The 1,761-nt window shown below is 27.9% G+C and carries 3 protein-coding genes; all 3 read right to left on the bottom strand.

Annotated elements, in window-relative coordinates:
- Positions 1–614: 614 nt before the first annotated feature.
- Complete coding sequence (locus tag VLM92_RS05055) at positions 615–782, bottom strand: hypothetical protein (RefSeq protein WP_325275269.1); 168 nt, start codon at positions 780–782, stop codon at positions 615–617.
- Positions 783–828: 46 nt separating this feature from the next.
- Positions 829–1,245, bottom strand: coding sequence for a hypothetical protein (locus VLM92_RS05050; RefSeq protein ID WP_325275268.1), 417 nt, complete (start codon positions 1,243–1,245; stop codon positions 829–831).
- Positions 1,246–1,318: 73 nt separating this feature from the next.
- A partial coding sequence (locus VLM92_RS05045; protein ID WP_325275267.1) for a hypothetical protein occupies positions 1,319–1,761 on the bottom strand: 443 nt, incomplete at its 5' end.

The raw sequence follows: 1,761 nt of genomic DNA, 5'->3' as shown, positions 1-1,761 counted from the left end.
CAAATAACCGGTTTTTGTGTCCGTTGATTTATTATATTTAATTTATTTTTTCCGTTTCACTGTGTCTTTTGAAAAAATAAGTATATTTAAAAATGTTTGTTAAGCGTTGTTAATACTGTTTTAGAATACATTTTTTAAATGCCGATTCACGTGGTCATTTCCACCGATTCACGTGGTCATTTTCGCCGATTCACGTGGTCATTTTCGCCGATTCACGTGGTCATTTAACCTTTAAATCTATTGGTATAACACGCCGGAAGTATACCCTTAAAGACTTTAAAAGATTTAAAAAGATTTAAAAAAAGTATTTTTCAAATACCTTTGTTATTTATTTATTAATAAATGTGGTTATATAATTATATACTATGTCTAATATAATAGAAATATTTGTTTTAAAAGAATATTGTATACAATAATAGTTAAAAACATAACAAAGTATCGAATAATAAATAAAGATAAGTTCTATACTAAAAACATTGTTTTTAAAGAAAGATTGTGTTAATATTTAATTATGTTTAAAGTCCCTAGTTCGGAATATATTTTGTTTTTTCATATAAAAAAGACCTATCAATTGATAAGTCTTTTTATTTTTTTACTTTTTTACTCATACCATTTTACAACCACGCACGCGCGTCATTAGATTTTAATTCTTTTGCCTTGCCTTTTCTTTCAATTGTTATTTCTTCGTATTCTTCGTTCTGGACTAATGATATATATAAACTACAAGCATTATCAAATAAATATTTTTCAAATCCTTGTAGATTGATTAATTCAGACGGCAACACATGAAAAGTATATGCCGTTAAAGCTATTTCTTGAAAGCTATTATTAATCATTATTTTTTTTTAAAGTATCTAAACCTTTTAAACTAAAATTAAATAATTCTAACTTCTGATTCAAATTTAAAGGAACGGTACTTTCAAAATCTTGGTAAGTTGGTTTAACTAAAACTTGTTTAACTACTTCGTCAATATCCGGCAACATTTCTTTAATAACTTCTATATCGCTTGTGTTAACTTCGTTATTGCCTTCAACTATATTTTTGTGTTTTGATTTTTTTTGGAACTTGTCCAATACTTCCGGTTTTAGGAAATTACTTAACATACCGTCATTTTTTAATAATTCTTTTGATATGTCTAATTGTTTAACTAATACATTTATTTTTTGTTTTCCGTCCCAGTGTGTTATTTCAATCTCAAAACCTTGAGCTATTTGTTTTAATTGTTCTAAATCTAAAACTGCCATTGTTTAAACCCCCTAATAAAATAATAGTGCTATAAAGATATTATAACACTATTATATCAATAAATAAATATTATTATGCTGTTAATTCAGTTGCTAAACTGTCAACAAATTCCTTGTGATAAACGCTTTTTGTTTGTGCTGTGTTTTCCTTACATTCGATTTCAATTTCTGGCGTTGACCATTCTTGGTCATTGTGTTCGACACTAGATGTATAACCTATTCCATACCAAAAAGTATATTTTATGTATGAATCATTATTACCACCGGAATCATAATTTTCCGCGTAAACTTCAAGCGCTATCGGTGTTCTTGTTTGTTGTTCTTCGATTGTAGGGTGTTCCCAACCTGTATTATAATCGGTTACGTCTATAGTTTCTTCTATCAAAGTACCACCGCATAAATGAAGTAATGCTTCTATATCAAATTTAGCGTCCACTAAAGTCAATGTATACCCTGTAATTGTGTTTATTTCTTTTATTTCAGTTAAAACTTTACCGCCACCCCTTAAAATGCTTC

Source organism: Romboutsia sp., assembly GCF_035470145.1.
Classification (GTDB): Bacteria; Bacillota; Clostridia; order Peptostreptococcales; family Peptostreptococcaceae; genus Romboutsia_D.
Note: the sequence above shows the minus strand (reverse complement) of the source record. Positions and strands in the feature narration are given on the sequence as shown.